This is a genomic window from Diplocloster agilis, from assembly GCF_019042275.1.
GTDB classification, from domain to species: Bacteria; Bacillota; Clostridia; order Lachnospirales; family Lachnospiraceae; genus Diplocloster; species Diplocloster agilis.
Genome location: NZ_JAHQCW010000007.1, coordinates 89,783 through 109,865, shown reverse-complemented (window position 1 = coordinate 109,865; position 20,083 = coordinate 89,783). Strand labels below are relative to the sequence as shown.

Here is a 20,083-nt window from a genome sequence, read left to right as displayed (position 1 = left end):
TTAAGATTCGTAACTGATGATGAAAGATGTAGTTCATGATTCAGCAGGTTAAGTGATCTGGTCAATACTCAAGATCAGGAGTCAGAAGTGAAGGATATAGGATCTTAAGTAAGACCAGAAAAGAGTTCGGTTTTCAGATTTTATCTTTGATCGGCAGTTCGTGTGATAGTGGATGAGTAGATTTGATGAAAATGGATAGGAGGTCGAGTCCCGTGGACATGTCAGAAACAAAACTGGTTCAATATGTTAGTGGTATGGCAAATAATTCTTGCGAGAAAGGCCTTATAGAAAAAAGAAGATAAACCAGTCAGAAAATGATAAAAGTGAATCGGAGAGATAGATCTGGTTAAGGAATAAAGGATTCGGAATTTGCCAACATATTGAAGGAATACCACATCAGTGATCCAAAAATTTTTGATGAACGTGTAAAGAAACGGGAGTCAAAAGATAAGAGTAGATCATATATCGTATAGAAAGTCTTCCCGCTGTTTTTATTAAGAAGATTGATATATTATATATGGATTGAAATTATAGAAGAAGGCATGACGAGAAAGTGTCTTTGGAAATTTTGGATGACAGTGACGAAAGTATACAAAAGAAGAATAAGTAGAAGATCGTTTCATAAAGAAGTAAAATAAAACGCAAGAATCAAGAATCGAAAAAAGCCTCCGGTTTTAAATAAAAATATAAAATAATTAAATATATAAAATAGCCGTTATAGGAAAACCTGTAGCGGCTATTTTAATTTAATACGCCTCAATATTTTGACAAGGCCGTAACGAGTATGATAAACTAAAAACGATAGGCAAAATCGGCAGAGGTGATTCAGTTGGATAAAAATGAATACCGAATAAAAGTTGGAAAAATAAATAAATTAATAGAGCTAAGGGACTATACGTCCGCTTTGGAAATAGCAGAAACGGTAGATTGGACAAGAGTAAAAAACGCCCGCATGCTTTGCCTGGCCAGTGAGATTTACCGGAAAAACGGACAATATGAAGAAGCGCGTGAGTTTCTGCTGCAAGCCTATGAATATTCCCCGTCCAGCCGTCGAATCGTATACCGGCTATCCGAGCTGAGCGTTAAGCTTGGAGAGATTGACGAAGCAATCGATTATTTTCAGGAATTTGTGCAGCTGGCGCCCAACGATACGGACCGCTTTATCTTAAAATACAGGATATATCAGGCGAGGGGTTCTGCGATAGAGGATCAGATAAAGATTCTGGAAGATTATAAACGGCATGAATACGACGAAAAATGGGTCTTTGAATTGGCTAGGCTATATGCTTCCGCGGGAATGACACAGAAGTGTGTGGATGAGTGCGATGAACTGATTCTATGGTTCAGCGAAGGAGAATTCGTCACAAAGGCCATGGAATTAAAGAAGCTGTTCAAACCGCTGACTCCCTTGCAGCAGGAAAAATATGAGGCCGCCATGGCAACCAAAAATGCACCGGCCCCTGCACAGGAGCCGGTGCCGGTACGGGAAGAGGCAGAGAAGGAAGAGGCTCCTAAGGAGGAGCCGGTTAAGCCTGCTGTTCCCAGAAGGACGGCGGCAACCGGCAGACAGGATGAACGGGAAGACTTGGAAGAAGAGCGGGAAGACGCCCCGGTACGAAAGTTCCAGATCCTGAGGAGTAAGAAAAAGGAAGCGGATGAGGAAGCGCCTGTTTCGGCAATCGATGAGCCAGGAATGGAACTGCCGGATCTGGCTGCTGAAGTACAGCGGATGAAAGCGCAGGCGGATGCGCCAATAGAGGAACAGCCCGTAGAAGCTGCGCCGGAACCGGAAGACGGCGCTTTGGCGGAAGAAACAGATACAGAACATGGTGTACAGGATGGCAGCCAGGAGAACTCGGAGATACAGAGTTATCAGGAAGAGGAGCCGGATGGGCTCCCAAGCGATCCGTTTCGGCCTTTGCCCAGGAGAAGCCGTGTGGAGATGGCCGCCAGCAAAAAGCGTACGAAAAAGAAGATTGATTTGGAACCGGATTATGAATTAAACGAGCCGGTTGTTCATCATGCGTTTGATCCGTTTAAATCGGCCGACAGCGCCAAATTAGATGAGGAAGCGTTGGAAGAAGAGCTGGCCAATAACCTAAAAGAGATCATGGGTGAACGCTTTGAGAAAGCGTCCGAAGACATCGTGCTTCAGGCCCACGCCGCGATCAAAGAGTCAAAAGAAAAGATCGATCAGATGCTCAACGAGGATTATCAGGTCCAGATCCCGGACGATGTGAAGAGCCTGCTGGAAAAATATGAGCCGGATCAGGAAGAGGTTCTGCAAAGACAGGAAGCGGATGACATCGAAGATCTGGAAAATGAATGGGAGGAAGCCGCAGACAGCGCGGAAGAGGAGAGCGACCAAGCCGAAGAATCCGCTTTGACGGAAGATAACGACGACGCGGCAAACGATCTGGAGGAAAAGATCGAGGACAGCATACCCGATGATATAGAGGCCCTGGTGGAGACAGAGGCGAGAGCACAGCTGGAGATGACCCAGGTAAGGGAACCTCTGGCCTTAAAACCGCTGCCCAAAGAATACCATGACATTTTTAACTATTTCATACCGGTGAGAGGCATGCGGCAGCAGCTGGAAACCGTGCTGGAAAATGAACGGAACTGTAAGAAGCGCAACGGCACCTCGATTACGGGAAACATTCTGATTACCGGGGAGCATGGCACAGGGAAGACGGTCCTCGCCATCGATGTAGTGAAAGCGATCTATCAGGTTAAAAATAAAAAGGATGCCAAAGTCGGAAAGATTACGGCAAAGACGCTGAATAATAAGAAAGTGGCGGATGTGATGAAAAAAATCCGGGGCGGAGCCCTGGTTATCGAACAGGCCGGATCCATGTCGGAAAAGACGGTCAATGACCTGGACCGCTGGATGTGTTCTTTGACCGAAGAGTCTTTGATCGTGCTGGAGGACAGTAAAGAAGAGCTCTATCAGTGCCTGGTGAAGAATCCGGTGTTTGCCGGAAAATTTATATCCACCATTGAAATCCCGGTGTTTAATAACGATGAGCTCATAGAATTTGCCAAACACTATGCCAATGAGATTGGTTATTCCATCGAGGAAATGGGTATTCTGGCGCTGTATAATGAGATCGGGAACCGGCAGACCGATGACCATAATGTGACGGTAGCGGAAGTTAAAGAGTTGGTGGACCGGGCCACCGACAGGGAAGCCAAATTCTCAATCGGCAAGTTCCTGGCTGGAAATAAGAGATATGATGACGATAAACGAGTCATTCTGAAAGAAAAGCATTTTGAGGAAGACTCGTAGTATCGCAGGAGGAAATATAATGTCAGCATGGTATGAAGAAGCAGTATTTTATCATATATACCCGTTGGGGCTGCTGGGAGCGCCCAGGGCAAACGAAGGGGGAGAAGCGGTTCACCGCATGCGAGAGCTCATCCCCTGGATCGGCCATATAAAAGAGCTCAATTGCACTGCGGTTTATATTGGGCCGCTCTTTGAATCATCCACCCACGGTTATGATACAATAGGTTATAAAAAAGTCGACAGGCGGCTGGGGGACAATGACGATTTCCGCCAATTTGTCGCAGCCTGCCATGAACAGGGGATTAAGGTTGTGGTGGACGGCGTATTTAACCATACGGGGCGGGACTTTTTCGCTTTTCAGGACATTCGTCAGAACCGGGAAAATTCCCAATACCGGTACTGGTACCGGGATCTGAATTTTGGCGGGAATACACCGTATAATGACGGGTTTTATTATGCCGCCTGGAGAGGCTGTTATGAGCTGGCCAATTTGAATCTGGACAATGAGGAAGTGCGCGGTTATCTGTATGAGGTGATCCATGACTGGATCGCGGAATTCGATATTGACGGTATCCGTCTGGACTGTGCCGACTGTCTGAATTTTGATTTTATGAAAGAGATGCGCAGAAGGACAGCTGCTGAAAAAGCGGACTTCTGGCTGATGGGAGAAGTGATCCATGGGGATTACAGCCGCTGGGCGAATCCGGAAACCCTGCATTCGGTGACCAACTATGAGCTTCATAAAGGGTTGTATTCCGGACATAACGATCATAACTATTTTGAAATCGCCCATACGATCCGCCGTGAATTTGACCAGAATGGCGGGATTTACCGGAACACGAAGCTGTACTCTTTCGTGGATAATCACGATGTGGACCGTCTGGCCAGCAAACTCACGGTAAAAGAGAATCTGAATCCGGTCTACACGCTTTTGTACACGCTGCCGGGCATTCCATCCATCTACTACGGTTCCGAATGGGGCGTCGAGGGGAAAAAAGAGGGAGGAAATGATGATCCGCTCAGACCCCGGCTGGATTTGGAAGAAATGAAGAAGAACGCTCCTGTGGGTGGGCTGGAAGCATGGATCCGGACGCTTGGGCGCATGAAAAAAGAAAATCCCGCGCTCTCTTATGGTACTTATAAGGAATTGGCGCTGACAAACCGGCAGTACGCGTTTGCCAGAATGATGGATGACAAGGCTGTACTGATCGCGGTCAACAATGACGAACAGGAGGCGGAGATATCCGTTCCGGTTCCGGTAACGGCGTCCTTTGGTGTGGATGCGGTACTGGGGGAGCAGGTATCACTGGAAAACGGCGTCTGGAAGGTACATTTGGCGGCAAACGGCAGCGCGGTTTTATGCGTCGGGTAAACTATAAATACTAGAATTGATTAAAATGAAATACGCAGCAGAGCCTTGGGCGTATCAGGCTTTGCTGCGTATATTACATTTTGAATTCAATGGGTTATAAAGCAGGTCAAAAATTCTGCATGTGCAGGAAAAGTGCTACAGTTCCTGTAATTCAAGCCGTCTGGCCTGATCCAGAAGAAATTTGTAGCGTTTCTGTACCGCATTCACCTCATAAATGTAACAGTCTATCAAATCAGGGTCCACTACATTTTCAAAGTTTGAATAGGCGGTATCCAATGCGTTCTTGGTTTTGTCAATATCGTACAGAAGCTGGCTTTTATCGGGCGCATCTTTTTTGAAAATGTTTTTCAATCAAATCCCTACTTTCTCTTATACTGGAAAATTACAACAGTCTCTTTTTACTAATTATAGTCAGAAATAGAAAATCTATACTAAAAAATAGGGACTAAATGCGCATTTCAACAAAAAACAACCCAAATCTCTGACCTAACCCTGTGCCTCAATACTCATCACTTAGCAAGAAATCTGCAATGTGCATGGTCTTGATTCCTTCGTAATTACCTCCTGCGAAAGCATCTGTCCGCAACACATATTTAGGATAGTTGTCCCGGATATCAAGCAGTCTGCCATATTCCCGCCGCTCTGTCTCAGGTGATCCGATCTCCTGTGTAACCTGGATGTACAGTTTATTTTCCGGTTTAACGGCGACGAAATCTATTTCAGTATTGTCCAACTTTCCAACGTATACTTCGTATCCCCGGCGCAGCAATTCCAGATAGATCACATTCTCCAGCATAGCGGCTACGCTGTCCGGCGAATACCCCAACACACTGTAACGCAGCGCCGGGTCCGCTAAATAGAATTTCTCCTGAGTTTTCAAAATTTCTTTGCCTTGTAAGTCGAAACGGGAGCAGCGGTGGAGAATATAAGCGCTTTCCAGCTTACTGAGATAGTTGTAAACCGTTTCATTATCAATAGAACGATTCTCGCTTTTCAGATACTTGGAAACAGAAGCGGCGGAAAATGTCCGTCCAACATTGTCAAAGGCGAACTTCACAATACGCTCCAGCTGGTCCACCTTGCGGATTTGATTACGCCTTACAATGTCTGTGAAGATCGTGGAATTGTAAATATCCTTAACGATGGTGTAGGCCTCGCCCGGCGTATATATTTGCAGATGGACCGCAGGAAAACCGCCAAGCCGCACATAATTTGCAAGTTCTGTGTGAGGATCAAGGACTTCCGTGTATTCCTTGGAAAAGATCATATATTCTGAAAAGGACAAAGGATAAATGCGAAATGAAATATAACGCCCTGTCAGGTAAGTGGATAGTTCGGAAGACATCATTCTGGAATTTGAACCGGTTACATAAATGTCTACATCATAGTCTGTCATGAGGGAGTTTACAACCTTTTCCCATGATGTCACTTCCTGAATCTCATCGAGGAAAAGGTAGGTTTTCCCCCCCGAAAACAAGTGCTGTTTCAAGTGTGCAAAAAGGGCCTTTGCCGTCTTAATCTCCTCATATTCCATAGAATCAAAGCTATAATGTAAAATCTGATCCTCCCGGATATCTTGTTTTTTTATTTCATCTATCAACATTTTTAAAATGGTTGATTTTCCACAACGGCGGATTCCGGTTAAAATTTTGACAAACGGTGCATTCGCATAGGCCATTATCCTATTCACATAAATAGGTCTGTAAATCATAAACGACACCTCCTGTTTATAATAGTATATCGCTTGTTTCGAAAATTATCAACCATATTTATGGTTATAACCGCAAAACTTTATTATGTAATATTAATTTGCGAATTTATTCGAAAATGTAAATGAATTTTACTAATCCTCCTTTTGGCTGATTTCCTTTGCAGCCTATTACCTAATGCCGATATACATAGGGTTAGCGGAAATTTATTTTGTTTCTTGTTATAAAACCAGAATAATTTGATGGGAATCGCGATATATATGGAGTAAGAAGGTTTACAAGCCTGGTGATGAATATGGATATGATGCAGGGATTATGGTGGATTCTGGGAGCTTGCGGCGTTGTACTGGTGATTGTGATGTTTCGGAAAAACACGGAGATTCTGGTTAACTTTCTGCTGCGGATGGTTATGGGAGTTATCGGCATTTATTTTGTGAATCAGTTTTTGGCAGCGCAAAATATTGCGATTGCCGTGGGACTGAATCCGGCCAGCCTTTTGACAGTCGGAGGCCTTGGCATACCTGGATTTGCGCTACTTTATGGAATTATGGCAGTTCAAACTTTGTGATATTTTTACAATAGACATCACAAATGAACTGCTATATAATTCATTCAAGAAACATGTTTCGGCTGCTTCGTTCCAGGAGCAGACAAGCTTTATTATCTTTAAGGTCTGAATCGGACCGGATTTCCATTTTTTTATAACTGAAACAGGAGGGGAAAAGTTTCGTTTTTGGAATGTAATTTTATGGAGGGAAATTAATTGAATAAAAGTGTTTTGGCGATTTGTGATGCTGAGGAATCTTATGTACGCCGCCTGTCGGACGTCCTGAGTCAGAAATCCATGTTTCCATTTCAGATCCAGGCATTTTCAGACCCGGAACAGCTGAGAGCCTTTGCGGATGATCAGGCGGTTGAGATACTGCTGATCGAGGGAGCTTCGCTGAACCCGGAAGTGGAGAGTATTCCCCAGGGTAAACTGATCCTGTTGTCGGATGGAAAAAGTCCGCAGGGAAAAGAAGCATATCCTTCGGTGTACAAATATCAGTCTGCCGGCAGGATTTTAAGAGAGGTGATGGCCTGTTATTCGGAGTCGGAACATGCGGTTCTGCCGTCGGTAGCCCGAAAAGAACTTGAGATTATTGGAATTTATTCACCTGTCGGGCGAACCCTTAAGACGACTTTTGCGATTACTCTGGGTCAGATTCTTTCGGAGGAATACCATACTCTGTATTTGAATCTGGAAGAATACTCCGGGCTTCAGGAGCGGTTGGGGCTGGATTTTCAGGAAAATCTGTCCGATCTGATCTATTTCCTCAGACAGGAGAAGCCGAATCTGATATATCGGATCACCGGCATGGTTCAGAAGATCGGAGCGCTGGACTATATTCCGCCTATGCTCTCGGTGATGGACTTAAGAGAAATATCCTACCGGGAATGGGAATATCTTCTGGATGAGCTGATTTTGTACAGCGGGTATGAAAAAATTGTGATTGATTTCGGATTAAGTGTGGATAACCTTTTCCACATATTGAACCTGTGTGGAAAGATCTATATGCCGGTCCGGGATGATCCGGTGTCTTCATCGAAAATCGAGCAATACGAAAAACTGTTAACGCTTGCGGATCAGGGGGAATTGCTGACCAAGACGGAAAAGCTGAATTTTCCTGTGTTTTCGACGATCAGCAGCAGGGGATGCCCCCCGGAACAACTGGCCCACAGCGAAATAGGGGAATATGTCCGGGAGCTTTTGAAAGAGGGGAATACATGGACACAGTGACTCTGAGAGAGCGGGTATTGTCGGAGATGGACTTGTCCCGGGAGTACGAAGATGAGGAGGTTTTGGAGCTGATCGACAAAGTAATCGTCGCCTATGGCAGAGAGTCTTACTTATCATTGTCCGCCCGGGAGGTGATCCGCCGGGAGATATTTCATACGATCCGAAAGCTGGATGTCCTGCAGGAACTGGTGGACGATCCCGATGTCACGGAGATTATGGTAAACGGGACAGCGTGTATCTTTGTCGAAAGAGATGGAAAAATCACGAAATGGGAGAGAAATTTCGCATCCCGCCAGAAATTGGAGGATGTGGTGCAGCAGATCGTGGCAAAATCCAATCGTATGGTGAATGAAACGAATCCGATCGCGGACGCCAGATTGGAAAATGGCGCCAGGGTGCATGTGGTACTGCCACCAGTGGCGGTCAACGGGCCGATTCTGACGATACGGCGGTTCCCGGATAAGGCGATAACTATGAGCGAGCTTATACAATGGGGGTCCATCACGAAAGAAGCGGCCGGATTCCTGAAAAATCTGGTGGCGGCCGGTTATAATATCTTCATCAGCGGAGGCACCGGGTCCGGGAAAACTACCTTTCTGAATGCGCTCAGCGGTTATATACCGGCCGATGAAAGATTGATCGTCATTGAAGACAACGCGGAATTACAAATTCAGGGAGTGGAGAACCTGGTAAGGCTGGAGGCGAGGAACGCGAACGTGGAGGGAATACATGAAATCACGATCAGGGATCTCATACGAGCGGCGTTACGAATGCGGCCGAACCGGATAATCGTGGGAGAGGTAAGAGGCGCGGAAACGCTGGACATGCTGCAGGCGATGAATACGGGCCATGACGGATCTTTAAGCACCGGACATGCCAACAGCCCCAAAGATATGTTCAGCCGGCTGGAAACAATGGTTATGATGGGTATGAACCTTCCGCTTCCGGCTATACGAAGACAGATTGCATCGGGTATTGATATCTTGGTTCATCTGGGAAGGCTTCGGGATAAGAGCAGAAAGGTGCTGGAGATTACAGAGGTTTTGGATTACCAGGAGGAGATACGGACACAGTGTCTGTATGAATTCGTGGAGGAAGGACGGAACAGCGAAGGAGGGGTGAAAGGATGCCTCATAAAAAGACATCCTCTGAGCAACCGGCTAAAACTGGCAAATGCCGGAATCATGCTGGAGGACGAAATCACAGGATAAAAATCACCGGGATGGATTATAATTGTTATCGCTTTACAAGGAAGGAGTGGCTTCGGTACGGTACGGAGGGAATAGGAGTGCTGGGCCTGATTAGCTATCTGTTTTACCGGTCGATCTTGGCAGTTTTATTATTAAGTCCGTTATTATACTTTTTTTACAAGGAAAAGCGTAAGGATTTGGCAAAGAAGCAGCAGCAGGCGCTGAATCTGGAATTCCGGGAGGGAATACAGGCTTTGTCGGCGGCGCTTAGCGCCGGATTTTCCGTGGAAAACGCATTCCGGGAAGCGTATCGGGATCTGGAGATACTGTATGGCGGGGACCGGTTGATCGTACGGGAATTCCGGTTTATGATCCACCAGCTGGATATGAATGAGACGGTAGAAAAAATACTGGAGGATTTCGCGGCGCGCAGCGGTCTGGATGATGTAAAAAGTTTTGCTGAAGTATTCTCCACCGCGAAGCGCAGCGGAGGAGATCTTGTAGAAATTATTAAAAGTACGGTGGACCGGATGTCAGATAAGATTGAAGTCAAACGGGAAATTACGACCATGCTTTCGGAAAAGCAGCTGGAACAACGTATTATGAATTGGATTCCTTTTCTGATTATTCTCTATGTGGGGATCAGCTCCCCGGGATTCTTGGATATTCTGTATCACAACCCCCTTGGAACGGTTATTATGAGCGTTTGCCTGTTGATCTACGGAGTTTCCTTTTATATGGGAAAAAAGATCGTGGATATCGAGGTGTAGCTATGGTTTTAGGCGGTATGATTGTAGCGTCCTTTTTATGTATGATATGGCTAAGCGCACGGATCGGGGTTCCACAGGATTTGCCATTCTATCTGAAACCATTTTACCGGGTGGGAAGAAAAGTGATTGGCAAAGAAAAGCGAGAGTTCTACTATATCAAGCTTTCGTTTATGCTGCTGGTCCTATTTGCAGGCGGCGCTGCAGCTTTGCTGAACGGTTTAAAGGAAGCTTGGAGCAGCGTTTTGGTGGAGGGACATTTTATAGACCGGGGCGGATATGGAGCCGGGAAGAAGGAATACGAACTGGATTCTGTGATAGGAAAAGAAAAGATCCCGGTATCGGTCCAGGTATCCGGGCAGACGCGGCGGGAAGAGGAATTACAGGAGCTTATGACAGGTGCAATGACAAAGCTGGATATGGATATTCTGGGCTTGAATGCATCTGCGGAGCAGGTGCGTACGGATCTCAATCTGCCCTACGATATGGAAGAGGGAGAGATCCAGCTGGAATGGCACAGCAGTGATTATAAGATCATTGAAACATCAGGAAGGGTCCATAACGAGAATATACGGGAGGAAGGGGAAGAAGTTCTTCTGCAGGCGGAGATGATCTGCCGGGATCAGAACCTTTTGTATGAAAAAAGTATTCGGGTACTGCCGCCGTGCTATTCTCCGGAGGAGGAGCTTGCGCGGAAACTGGAGAACAGGATTCGAACACTGGATGAAAACAGCCGGGAGGAGGACAGGCTGGAGCTGCCGGTTCTGTTAGACGGAACTGCGATTCAATGGAGAGAAAGACCGAAGAGAAACAGTTGGAAGATCATTCTGTTAAGCGCTGCGGCCGCGGTTTTGATATTTATCGGGAAAGAGAAGGATTTACAAAAGCTGGAGGAAGAGCGGAGGAAACAGATGTTGATGGATTATCCGGAACTGGTCGGCAAAATTACACTGCTGCTTGGAGCGGGTATGAATATCCGGTCGGCATTTGGCAAGGTCGCTGTGGATTACCGGGAGAAAAAGGAAAGACAGGCTTGCGGACAGCGCTATGCGTATGAGGAATTACTACTGGCGTATTACGAAATCCAAGGTGGGATTCCGGAACAGCGGGCATACCAGAATTTCGGAAAACGGTGCCGGGTTCAGAGATATATGAAGTTTTCCTCATTGCTGGCGCAGAATATGAAGAAGGGAAATGCCGGCCTGGAAAAGATACTGGAGATGGAAGTGCAGGAGTCTCTGGAAGAGAGAAAAGCGCAGGCAAAGAAGCTGGGGGAAGAAGCCGGAACCCGCTTGCTGGTTCCCATGTTCCTGATGCTGGTGGTGGTGCTGATTATCGTTATGGCGCCGGCATTGATCGCCTTTCAGTTTTAGAGGGAAATGAAAAGATATCCAAATGAATGTCATAAAGAAAGGAGAAATATATGAATTTATGGAAAAAATGGATAGATAATCAGAAGGGGATTGGAACGGTGGAAATCATACTTATATTATTGGTTTTGCTGGGACTCATCTTTATTTTTAAAGACCAGCTGACATCACTGGTAGGTGATCTGTTTGAAAAAATTGTCAGACAGAGCAGTACCGTCTGAAAGAGGTTATTTAAGCGGCCAGATCACAGTTTTTTTCAGTCTGATTCTGGTATTGATCATGAGCCTCTTAGGCACGGTTACAGAATTGGCCAGAACGACCCTGCTGGATGCCTATGCCATGGATATGAGCCTTATGGGGATGGATTCCATATTTGCCGAATATCATCGGGAACTGCTGGAAAAATACGATGTGTTTTATCTGGACGGCGGTTACGGCGGAAAAGAGTTTTCAGAGAGCCGGATATTGCAGCGGCTCCAGTCAGCCATAAGCTGGAATCTGGAGCCTGCCGCAGGCAGGCCCTTTCTGAGGAGTGCGGACATGTGGAGGCTTAGGCTTGAAGAGACAGGATGCGGAGAATTTGTACTGGCGACAGACGCTGGCGGGGCCGGCTTTTACCGGCAGTGTGTGGAATATAAAAAAGGAACTTCGGGATTAGCTCTTTTCGCCGACATCCTTTCCCGCATAACGGATTGGACACAATCCCAGAACCTGGGCGGGATAGAAGAAGATTACGCGGACGCACAGAAAAAACAGGCGGATGACTGGAAGAAGGCGGCGGAGGAACAGGAAAAGGCTGCATCTGGGGACAAGGAGCCGGTTGCAGAGGACGGCGAAATCCAAAGCGATATACCGGAAAATCCGGTCCAAGCGGTGGAGGAGCTTCGGATGTTAAGCCCCCTGCAGATCGTTCTGGCAGATCCCAATGAAGTGTCGCGCAGCAGGGCGGATATGCAGCAGTTCCCTTCGCACAGAAAATTAAGAAAAGGCGGGGGCGGAACTGACCCGGAGGCCAATATTCTTACGGATATTATTTTCAGTGAATATCTTCTGGAAAAGCTCCCTGATTATACGGACGGAGGTGAGGAAGACTGTCTGAATTATGCGGTGGAATATGTACTTGCGGGGAAAGAAAGCGATATTCAGAATCTGGAATATGTAGTGAACCGGTTACTGGTCATCCGGGAAGCGCTGAACTTTTTATACCTGCAAAAGGATGTGCAGAAGCAGGAGGAGGCATATGCGCTGGCATCCGCTCTGGCGGGAATTACCGGTTTTCCTCCGCTGATTGAGGCGGCTAAAATCGGAATACTGATGACCTGGGCGTTTCAGGAAAGTACGAAGGATGTCCGGTTCCTGCTGGAGGGAAAAAAGGTTCCGCTGATGAAAACTGCGGCTACCTGGAACCAGGAAAGTGACCAGGGGATTACTTACCAGGATTATCTTCGGTTGTTATTGCTGGCCCAGAAACGGGAAAAGAAAACGATGCGGACACTGGATCTGATCGAAAACCGGATTCGTCTTTTGGAAGGCTGCCCGGATTTCCGGATCGACAACTGCGTAGAATCTATGAGAATCCATTTGAAATTTTCAGCTCCACGGATTTTCCTGTATTTTGGGATACCGGGAAAAGGACAGGAACGGAATTATATTACGATAGACCGTACTTATGGGTATGGCATGTAAAGGAGGTGCACAGCGATGCCCTTTGCCCGTCAGAATAGGAAAAGATATCTCCAATCGCGACAGGCGCTCTTTATGGGAGCGCCGGAAATCCTACATCGGTTAAGGGCATCGCTGTGCACCTCTGCGCGGGGGAGTATGACCGTAGAGGCCGCGGTGATCCTGCCATTTGTATTGTTTGTCCTGCTGAGTATGATGTATTTTACGGAAGCGCTAAGAATCCAAAGACAAATTCAGGACGCGGCGGTGCAGACCAGTCTGCACATGTCCCAATATGCTTACAAAGGAGATCTGACACAGATATATGCCTATGGCAAGATAAAAGATTATCTGAGTAAGTCAGAACAGGATTTTTCCATGATTAAAGGCGGGGCCGCAGGTATCAGCTGCCTTTTATCGGATACGCTGGATGACGCGGATCGGGTGGATTTAGTCGTCAGCTACACACTAAAACTTCCGTATAATGTGATAGGCCTGCCCGGAATTCCGGTGGTGCAAAGAGCCTGCACACGGGGATGGACCGGTTATGAGCCTGACGCATATGGGAAGGAAGAGGAACAGATCGTATACGTTACGGAGCATGGGACGGTTTACCATAAGACGTCGGAATGCAGCCATATTGATCTGACGGTCCGGTCTGCGGATTATCAGAATTTATCCAGCCTGCGGAATGAGGAAGGTCAGAAATTCAGCGCCTGTGAAAAATGCGGCGGTAAACCTATACTGGCGGGACGTATCTTTATAACCAACACAGGGGATTGTTATCACACGACATCGGAATGCAGCGGATTAAAGAGAGGGGTGCTGGCGATTCCGATTTCCCAGGCTGCGGATTACCGGCCTTGTTCCAGATGCGGCGGATAGAAAGAAACGGGGATGAATGATATAGAAGCCGGCCAGGGATGTCTGCGCGGATAGGGACGATGAAAGAGGAGGGTGGCTGGGGATGCCTGCGCGGATAGGGACGGTGAAAAGGGATGATGAATAGGGAGCTAAAAAAGGAGGATATCGATGGGGCATGTTGAAATTTGGGTAGGCGGTTATTTGGGGATCTGTACACTTTTAGATTTGTTTAAAAGAGAAGTTTCCCTGTGGATATCGGCCGCTTTTGGGATGATTGGGGTGGCGTGGCATTTTATCTTTGAACAAAGCTTCGGGGATATGCTGAGCGGTGTACTGGTGGGCGGCGGCATCATACTGCTGGCCTTTGTCACAGAAGAAGCAATCGGAATTGGAGATGGTATCGCACTTATTGTAACCGGAATCTATCTGGGATTCTGGAAAAATCTGCAGCTCTGTATGATGGGGTTTATCTTATCTGCTTTATTTTCCGGCATACTTCTCCTTACCAAGAAAGCTAAACGAAATCAAGCGGTTCCCTTTATCCCCTTTTTGATGCTGGGGTATTGCAGCATACTTTTTCTTGGAGGCTGAACGGAAAGGAAAAGGGCAGGTGTGGAAGGAACAGGCATAGAAGGAACAGGCATAGAAGGAACAGGCATGGAAGCAGCAAATATGGAAGGTTGTAACGGATATGAATTTCATGAAAATATCAGGTCAGAATATAAAATATAAGCTTAACAAATCATGGAAAGGCAGTTATACAGTCGAGGCCGCTGTTCTGTTCCCTATAATTTTGGGAATTCTGGTGTTGATGCTCTATCTGGCATTTTACCTGTCCGATCTGGCCGTGCTGGATAATTTGGCCTGGAAGCTTGCGTTGGAAGGCAGCCTGGCGGTATCGTACAATGATGCCCAGGAGATAGAGAGGGAACTGTATGAGAAAGCGAATGCGCAGCTGGATGGACGGACACTCTGCGTACGATTAGTGGATATGGATCTGCAGGTGACGGAGAAGGAGGCGAAGGTTACTTTTTGCGGAAAATTTGTAATACCGGGGCTTCCGTTTGTGTCAGGAATCATTGGGGGGAAGGATGGTATCGTGTCTGTGGAAAGGACGGCCCAGGTTAGAAAACCGGCCGGATGGATCAGAAACATCAGAAAATTGGAAGGGATGGTGCATGAAACAAATGGAACAGATACACGGAGAATACAGGAGGGATTTGAATCATAATTATCTGATATTGGATAATTATGATACCGGATGCGAGGATAGTTATGAAATCCGCATGCTGGAGGAAAATCATCTGAAAGGCCTGCTGGAATGCCAGATGAGAAATTTAAACGGAAAGAATCAGTTTTATTACGAAATAAGTTCCAAACAGCCTATGGCCGGGATTTATGATAAGAAAGCGTTAGGGTTTGAAGATATGTATCATCTCTGCCGGGACTTGATGAAGACACTTGATGAAACGGAAGATTATCTGCTGGATACCAGCCGGCTGGTTTTATGGCCGGAATATATTTATATGGACGTGGAGACAAAGGAATTCTTTTTCTGCTATCTGCCCGGATTCGAGTGCGAGGCAGTACGAGGATTTCACCAACTGGCGGAATATATGTTGGCGAAACTGGATCATCAGGATGAGCGGGGAGTGATCGTCGGATATGAGGTGTACAAAAAAACGACGGAAGAAAATTATAATATGGAGGAAATTCTGGAATTATTCCAGGATAACCAGACCGGTTATATTCCTGTTTATGACAGAGATGAGCGGCCTGTGAGGGAGGAACCGGTTGAGAGAGAAGCGCAGGCGGAGGCTTCAGACAGAAAAGAAGGTTTTTTTTCCCGGCTGTGGGATCGAAGACGCAGGGAAACCTATATGGATGTAGAGGAAAAGGGTTATGAGAGTATACAGGATGAGGAGATTCCGGCAGCAGAGGTAGCGGAAGAAACGGAGTATGGCAGCACAAAGCTTCTATTTTATGAAGAGGACTCTATGATTCACAGGCTGGACTGCGGCCGCTACGGTATTTACGAACAGCAATTAAAGGAAGGAGAGGGGTGGACCATAGGCAAGCTTCCCGAATATGCGGACGTTTTACTCAACGACCCCAAAGTCAGCCGTATCCATGCCAGAATTCATATGGAGGAGGGAAAGTATTACCTTACTGATCTGAACTCTACCAATGGCACTTACCTGAATGGAGTACAACTGGGATCCAATGAGAAGACGGAAATAAGACGGGGCGATGAAATCAGTATCGCTCATATACGCTGCAATTTTGAGTAGTTCTTTTGGGGAACTTCTTTTATTCCATAAGCGCACTTTCCTCGTGGAATAAAAAGGTGCCGCAATTATCATTGCAACACCAGATATTTTAAGATAAAATGTAAGTAGAACGAAAGAAACTCAATAGGGAATTTTAACGGTGAAGATGGAGCCTTTTCCTACTTCGGATTCCAGTGTGAGGATACCTCCGTGAGCGCGTACGATTTCAGCGGCCAGGGGCAGTCCAATACCGGTTCCTGCTTTTTTGGTAGTCACAAAGGGTTCGAAGATCAATTCCTGTGAGGCCTCATCGATGCCGCAGCCATTATCGGTTATCTTAAATATTATATAAGATCCTTCCTTATACAGCCGGATATGTATATAGCCGTTTTCCTGGACAGCGTCACAGGCATTTATGATGAGATTGAATATGGCTTCTCTTAATTTTGTTTCGTCCCCCTGGAAGCATGGCAGGTTTTCTTCACAATCAGCCTCCAGTTGAATATGATTATTTTCGATCAGGGAACGGGCTGATTCCAGAATGGCTTTTACGGAAGCATAAGGATCTACGGTGTTTAACCTTAATTTGGAGGCGTTACCGATGGCGGATAAATCCTGGAGTAGTATGATCAGATTTTTAATATCCTCCATGGTACTGTACCAGTGGGGAAAGTCTTTTACTTCAGGATGGGATGATTGAATAAACTGCATGGAACTGTTAATGAGTGTCAGAGAATTTCGAAGCTCATGAGAAACTTTGGATAGGGTAACTTTATGACATTCCTGAAGTTTCTGAATGATTTCTCTGGCATCTGGATTTTCTTCCATAAGGGACAGCATTTTCTCATTATCTTGTTTACTTAACATAATATCACCCCGTTTCTTTCAGTTTATCATTGGGTCTTTGAAATATCAATTACAACAATTCGACATGAATCGACAGGTTATACTAAAAATTTACATAGAAAGAAGGAACTGAAATGAAAGACAGTACCTGTATATTCTGCAAAATAGCAAATGACGAGATTCCGGCGGCAACCATCTACGAGGATGAAGATTTTATGGTCATTCTCGACCTGGGGCCTGCGGCGCGGGGGCATGCGTTGATTCTTCCAAAACAGCACTATGCCAACATCTATGAACTGGATGAGAGTATAGCGGCCAAAGCATTTGTGCTGGCAAAAAAAATGGCCGCACATATGACAGAGGTGCTTGGATGCGAAGGATTCAACATTGTGCAAAACAACGGACCGCTGGCCGGTCAGACAGTATTTCATTTCCATATCCATCTGATCCCCAGATATCCGGATGATCAGGTTGGTTTGACATGGAAGCCGGGAGAGGTGTCGGCGGAGGAGTTGGATGAGCTGGTGAAACAGCTGCGTGTCTGATAATAGCCGTTGGATTACTCCTCCGTGTTATGTCCGGACTCTTTGACTGCCTGCTCAATCAAATTCGTAATAAGCTCAATGGAATTTGTCTGACCGCTTTTGGACATGGCGTCCATAAAGATATAACGGTCTTCATATAATTTGTTAATCGATTCCAAAAGCTTCCGGTCGGTCAGGGCTTCTTCCTCCAATACAAGGCTGAAGCCCTGACGTTCCAGAGAACGGGCATTCAAAATTTGATCCCCGCGGCTTGCATTGGCGGAAAGCGGAATTAATAGATTCGGTTTGTGCAGTGCCAGCAGTTCACAGATGGCATTTGCGCCGGCACGGGAGATTACGATATCGGCCAGAGCGAAAAGATCGCTCAATTCTTTTTTAATATATTCAAATTGAATATAACCATTGGTACCGGTAAGGGCCGGATCGATCTTGCCCTTTCCGCACAGGTGAATCACCTGGTACTTCTGAAGCAGTTCAGGAAGGATCAGGCGGATGGCATCGTTTACGATGGTAGAGCCGAGGCTTCCGCCGATGATCAGGATTACCGGTTTGTTTGCGGTGAAATTGCAGAATTTCAGTGCCTCCAGCTTGTTCCCGTTCAGCAATTCCTGCCGTATAGGAGAACCTGTAAGCACAGCTTTTTCTTCCGGCAGATAATGAAGAGTTTCAGGGAAATTACAGCATACTTTATAAGACGCTGGAATACACAATTTATTAGCCAGGCCTGGAGTCATATCAGATTCATGAATAATCACCGGGATTTTGCTGCGGCCTGCGGCCAAAACAACAGGTACGGATACAAAGCCGCCTTTGGAAAACACCACGTCCGGCTTCAGCTTTTTCATCAATTTCCTGGCCTGTGAAAAACCTTTTACGACCTTAAAGGGATCGGTGAAGTTCTTAGGATCAAAATATCTCCGCAGCTTTCCAGACGAAATCCCATAATAAGGTATTTGAAATTCTTCGATTAACTTACGCTCAATACCTTCGTAGGAACCGATATAATGTATGTCATAATTTAATTCCTTCAGTTTGGGCAGCAGGGCAATATTCGGAGTGACATGCCCGGCTGTTCCGCCTCCGGTGAGGACTATCCGTTTCATAAGAACCTCCATGTATCCTTTCGTTTCGTTTTTCCAATTATTGATTCATTGCTGTTTTCAGAGCCTGGGCCAACTGATCCGGACAGGATGTATTTTTAAAACCGCACTTGATACCTTCCATTTTGGCAATCGCGTCCTGCGCCTTCATTCCGGTTACCAGCCGGGCCACTCCCTGCGTATTTCCGGAACATCCGCCGATAAATTCCACAGATTTTATAATATCATTATCTAACTCCAGGTGGATTTCCTGAGAACAAACGCCTCTTGTTTTATATGTCATATTTATTCCTCCTTTATGATCAGTAAAAGTATAGCAAAAAAATTAAAATTAATCCAGCCCGAAAACCGGATCAGGGACTTTGCCGGGAGCGATTTTTGTTACCAGGGGTATACAAATCGGAGAGTTTATGTCGAATGGCCTCCCCGGCTGTCAAAACGGGCTGAGGGAGCTGTATTTCTGTCTAAGATTGTAAAACGATTTTCCTTCCAGACATCTTTTCAAATCCATCCGCATTCGGTATAATGAATTGTAAAAATCTGGAAATTATTTTTCGAAAGGGGATTGAATAATTTATGTGGAAGGAAATTATTAGCAGGGGAATTATCACCTACTGTATATGGGGGGTATGTGCCTTAGGTATTCTGGGGAAATTATTAGCACATCTGGGTTATGCCCATTATGCGAGGGTGACCGGTAAAATACCGGAGACACGCAACAAACTGATGAAAAAAATGAAAATGAAATTTGAAAGCTGTTATAAACTGAATCTGGGAGTCAATAATATTGGATTGTTTGTGGACAAGCAGTTATCAAAAGTCCGCTTCCTGGGCATCCGTCTGCATCGCTTAGAACGTCTTCCGGGCAATGCAATGCGTCTTTGTCTGATCCTTGGATGCACGGGCGCATTCCTATGTTATTATTATGGCTATCCAACCCAAAATATAACCACATATTTGATTATGGGCGGCGGCGGAATACTGGCTGTCGGAGCGGTAAGCGGCTTATTGGATGTGGAGTATAAGAAAAATATGGTACATATGAACGTTTGTGAATACTTAGAGAACTACATGGCGAATCGCCTGGCGCATCAATATATGGAGAAAAAAGCGGCGGCCGGCATGGAAGAAGAAATGGCGGATGATAATATGCTGGTAATGGATCCGAATGTGGAGACAGAGATCGCCAGTATGAAACGGAGCCTGGAACAGATCGCAGCCGGAAGCAGCAAGAGACAGGAAGAAATGCAGAAAGGGATGCAGGCAGCGCAGGAGGAGGAAGTGATCCAGGAGATACTGACAGAATATTTAGCTTGATA

Annotated in this window: 20 protein-coding genes; 15 read left to right on the top strand and 5 right to left on the bottom strand. The window is 46.0% G+C overall.

The features are described 5' to 3' along the window. Positions 1-829 precede the first annotated feature (829 nt). Together KTH89_RS06350 and KTH89_RS06345 are read left to right on the top strand one after the other, a co-directional pair. On the top strand, positions 830-3,289 hold the full coding sequence (locus KTH89_RS06350) for a tetratricopeptide repeat protein (protein ID WP_238721083.1): 2,460 nt from the start codon (positions 830-832) through the stop codon (positions 3,287-3,289). A 19-nt stretch (positions 3,290-3,308) separates the two neighbouring features. Beyond that, positions 3,309-4,661, top strand: coding sequence for an alpha-amylase family glycosyl hydrolase (locus tag KTH89_RS06345; protein ID WP_238721082.1), 1,353 nt, complete (start codon positions 3,309-3,311; stop codon positions 4,659-4,661). Positions 4,662-4,796: 135 nt separating this feature from the next. Here the strand turns inward: KTH89_RS06345 and KTH89_RS06340 are convergent, their stop codons facing one another. Both KTH89_RS06340 and KTH89_RS06335 read right to left on the bottom strand, forming a co-directional pair. Next, complete coding sequence (locus KTH89_RS06340) at positions 4,797-5,012, bottom strand: YaaL family protein (protein ID WP_158342088.1); 216 nt, start codon at positions 5,010-5,012, stop codon at positions 4,797-4,799. Positions 5,013-5,160: 148 nt separating this feature from the next. Further along, a complete protein-coding gene (locus KTH89_RS06335; RefSeq protein ID WP_238721081.1) occupies positions 5,161-6,372 on the bottom strand; it encodes an ATP-binding protein in 1,212 nt (403 codons plus the stop codon). Positions 6,373-6,665: 293 nt separating this feature from the next. Here KTH89_RS06335 and KTH89_RS06330 point away from each other — a divergent pair, with 293 nt between their 5' ends. The 11 genes from KTH89_RS06330 to KTH89_RS06280 all read left to right on the top strand — a co-directional run bounded on the left by KTH89_RS06330 (position 6,666) and on the right by KTH89_RS06280 (position 16,294). Further along, the gene (locus KTH89_RS06330; protein WP_158342209.1) at positions 6,666-6,938 is read left to right on the top strand and encodes a pro-sigmaK processing inhibitor BofA family protein; all 273 of its coding nucleotides are present in this window, start codon (positions 6,666-6,668) and stop codon (positions 6,936-6,938) included. A gap of 195 nt (positions 6,939-7,133) precedes the next feature. Further along, positions 7,134-8,150 (top strand): P-loop NTPase family protein, encoded by a 1,017-nt coding sequence (locus tag KTH89_RS06325; RefSeq protein WP_238721080.1) that lies wholly within the window; start codon positions 7,134-7,136, stop codon positions 8,148-8,150. Further along, entirely contained in the window at positions 8,138-9,361 is a 1,224-nt protein-coding gene (locus KTH89_RS06320; RefSeq protein WP_238721079.1) for a CpaF family protein, read from the top strand. The genes KTH89_RS06325 and KTH89_RS06320 overlap by 13 nt, the downstream gene beginning before the upstream one ends. 77 nt (positions 9,362-9,438) lie before the next feature. Beyond that, entirely contained in the window at positions 9,439-10,110 is a 672-nt protein-coding gene (locus tag KTH89_RS06315) for a type II secretion system F family protein (RefSeq protein ID WP_238721078.1), read from the top strand. Positions 10,111-10,112: 2 nt separating this feature from the next. Beyond that, positions 10,113-11,480, top strand: coding sequence for a hypothetical protein (locus tag KTH89_RS06310; protein WP_238721077.1), 1,368 nt, complete (start codon positions 10,113-10,115; stop codon positions 11,478-11,480). 50 nt (positions 11,481-11,530) lie between these two features. After that, the gene (locus tag KTH89_RS06305) at positions 11,531-11,698 is read left to right on the top strand and encodes a Flp1 family type IVb pilin (RefSeq protein WP_238721076.1); all 168 of its coding nucleotides are present in this window, start codon (positions 11,531-11,533) and stop codon (positions 11,696-11,698) included. Beyond that, on the top strand, positions 11,664-13,163 hold the full coding sequence (locus tag KTH89_RS06300) for a DUF5702 domain-containing protein (protein ID WP_238721075.1): 1,500 nt from the start codon (positions 11,664-11,666) through the stop codon (positions 13,161-13,163). The genes KTH89_RS06305 and KTH89_RS06300 overlap by 35 nt, the downstream gene beginning before the upstream one ends. A gap of 72 nt (positions 13,164-13,235) precedes the next feature. After that, positions 13,236-14,024, top strand: a complete 789-nt coding sequence (locus KTH89_RS06295; protein ID WP_238721074.1) for a TadE/TadG family type IV pilus assembly protein — start codon at positions 13,236-13,238, stop codon at positions 14,022-14,024. A 147-nt stretch (positions 14,025-14,171) separates the two neighbouring features. Beyond that, positions 14,172-14,594, top strand: coding sequence for a prepilin peptidase (locus tag KTH89_RS06290; protein WP_238721073.1), 423 nt, complete (start codon positions 14,172-14,174; stop codon positions 14,592-14,594). A 109-nt stretch (positions 14,595-14,703) separates the two neighbouring features. Further along, complete coding sequence (locus KTH89_RS06285) at positions 14,704-15,234, top strand: TadE family protein (RefSeq protein ID WP_238721072.1); 531 nt, start codon at positions 14,704-14,706, stop codon at positions 15,232-15,234. Then, positions 15,182-16,294, top strand: a complete 1,113-nt coding sequence (locus tag KTH89_RS06280; RefSeq protein ID WP_238721071.1) for a DUF6382 domain-containing protein — start codon at positions 15,182-15,184, stop codon at positions 16,292-16,294. Before KTH89_RS06285 ends, KTH89_RS06280 begins: the two co-directional genes overlap by 53 nt. Positions 16,295-16,414: 120 nt before the next feature. Here KTH89_RS06280 and KTH89_RS06275 read toward each other — a convergent pair whose 3' ends face one another. After that, entirely contained in the window at positions 16,415-17,140 is a 726-nt protein-coding gene (locus KTH89_RS06275) for a sensor histidine kinase (protein WP_238721070.1), read from the bottom strand. A 113-nt stretch (positions 17,141-17,253) separates the two neighbouring features. Between KTH89_RS06275 and KTH89_RS06270 the strand changes: the two genes are divergently transcribed. Beyond that, positions 17,254-17,664, top strand: a complete 411-nt coding sequence (locus tag KTH89_RS06270; protein WP_238721069.1) for an HIT family protein — start codon at positions 17,254-17,256, stop codon at positions 17,662-17,664. A 14-nt stretch (positions 17,665-17,678) separates the two neighbouring features. Here the strand turns inward: KTH89_RS06270 and KTH89_RS06265 are convergent, their stop codons facing one another. Together KTH89_RS06265 and KTH89_RS06260 are read right to left on the bottom strand one after the other, a co-directional pair. Next, positions 17,679-18,767 (bottom strand): undecaprenyldiphospho-muramoylpentapeptide beta-N-acetylglucosaminyltransferase, encoded by a 1,089-nt coding sequence (locus KTH89_RS06265; RefSeq protein WP_238721068.1) that lies wholly within the window; start codon positions 18,765-18,767, stop codon positions 17,679-17,681. 37 nt (positions 18,768-18,804) lie between these two features. Further along, entirely contained in the window at positions 18,805-19,047 is a 243-nt protein-coding gene (locus tag KTH89_RS06260; RefSeq protein WP_158341981.1) for a TIGR03905 family TSCPD domain-containing protein, read from the bottom strand. A 293-nt stretch (positions 19,048-19,340) separates the two neighbouring features. On the opposite strand from KTH89_RS06260, the gene KTH89_RS06255 reads away from it, so the two are divergent. After that, complete coding sequence (locus KTH89_RS06255) at positions 19,341-20,081, top strand: hypothetical protein (protein WP_158341979.1); 741 nt, start codon at positions 19,341-19,343, stop codon at positions 20,079-20,081. Positions 20,082-20,083 lie beyond the last annotated feature (2 nt).

What these genes read in the sequence shown, in the direction of transcription:
- KTH89_RS06345 (WP_238721082.1), top strand. Translation starts at nt 3,309, where the DNA reads ATGTCAGCATGGTATGAAGAAGCAGTATTTTATCATATATACCCGTTG.
- KTH89_RS06285 (WP_238721072.1), top strand. Translation starts at nt 14,704, where the DNA reads ATGAAAATATCAGGTCAGAATATAAAATATAAGCTTAACAAATCATGG.
- KTH89_RS06295 (WP_238721074.1), top strand. Translation starts at nt 13,236, where the DNA reads ATGGGAGCGCCGGAAATCCTACATCGGTTAAGGGCATCGCTGTGCACC.
- KTH89_RS06270 (WP_238721069.1), top strand. Translation starts at nt 17,254, where the DNA reads ATGAAAGACAGTACCTGTATATTCTGCAAAATAGCAAATGACGAGATT.
- KTH89_RS06275 (WP_238721070.1), bottom strand. Translation starts at nt 17,140, where the DNA reads ATGTTAAGTAAACAAGATAATGAGAAAATGCTGTCCCTTATGGAAGAA.
- KTH89_RS06330 (WP_158342209.1), top strand. Translation starts at nt 6,666, where the DNA reads ATGGATATGATGCAGGGATTATGGTGGATTCTGGGAGCTTGCGGCGTT.
- KTH89_RS06265 (WP_238721068.1), bottom strand. Translation starts at nt 18,767, where the DNA reads ATGAAACGGATAGTCCTCACCGGAGGCGGAACAGCCGGGCATGTCACT.
- KTH89_RS06290 (WP_238721073.1), top strand. Translation starts at nt 14,172, where the DNA reads ATGGGGCATGTTGAAATTTGGGTAGGCGGTTATTTGGGGATCTGTACA.
- KTH89_RS06260 (WP_158341981.1), bottom strand. Translation starts at nt 19,047, where the DNA reads ATGACATATAAAACAAGAGGCGTTTGTTCTCAGGAAATCCACCTGGAG.
- KTH89_RS06255 (WP_158341979.1), top strand. Translation starts at nt 19,341, where the DNA reads ATGTGGAAGGAAATTATTAGCAGGGGAATTATCACCTACTGTATATGG.
- KTH89_RS06305 (WP_238721076.1), top strand. Translation starts at nt 11,531, where the DNA reads ATGAATTTATGGAAAAAATGGATAGATAATCAGAAGGGGATTGGAACG.
- KTH89_RS06320 (WP_238721079.1), top strand. Translation starts at nt 8,138, where the DNA reads ATGGACACAGTGACTCTGAGAGAGCGGGTATTGTCGGAGATGGACTTG.
- KTH89_RS06335 (WP_238721081.1), bottom strand. Translation starts at nt 6,372, where the DNA reads ATGATTTACAGACCTATTTATGTGAATAGGATAATGGCCTATGCGAAT.
- KTH89_RS06280 (WP_238721071.1), top strand. Translation starts at nt 15,182, where the DNA reads ATGAAACAAATGGAACAGATACACGGAGAATACAGGAGGGATTTGAAT.
- KTH89_RS06310 (WP_238721077.1), top strand. Translation starts at nt 10,113, where the DNA reads ATGGTTTTAGGCGGTATGATTGTAGCGTCCTTTTTATGTATGATATGG.